General features: G+C 55.2%; 1 other RNA gene. It reads left to right on the top strand.

The window, feature by feature from the left end:
* A non-coding RNA gene (locus tag L2I46_RS29475) (RtT sRNA) lies at nucleotides 1–66 on the top strand; the annotation flags it as partial.
* Nucleotides 67–230: the final 164 nt, after the last annotated feature.

The following is a 230-nucleotide window of genomic DNA, read 5'->3' as shown; positions in this document are numbered from 1 at the left end:
GATAACGTTGCGTAAGCAACGGCCCGAAGGGCGAGGCGCAGCCGAGTCATCCTCCCGGATGCACCATATTCTCCTTAACAACAGCGAAAACGTTGTTTCATGGTCTACGAAATTATCGTCAGCGCCAGGAGAGTAACCCCGCAGTACAATCGCTTTCCCGATGCATCCGTAGCTCAGCTGGATAGAGTACTCGGCTACGAACCGAGCGGTCGGAGGTTCGAATCCTCCCG

The sequence above is a fragment of the Klebsiella sp. 2019SCSN059 genome (assembly GCF_021739525.1).
Lineage (GTDB): Bacteria > Pseudomonadota > Gammaproteobacteria > Enterobacterales > Enterobacteriaceae > Klebsiella > Klebsiella quasipneumoniae.
The sequence above is the reverse complement of the archived record's forward strand: the minus strand, read 5'-3'. Positions and strand labels throughout refer to the sequence as shown.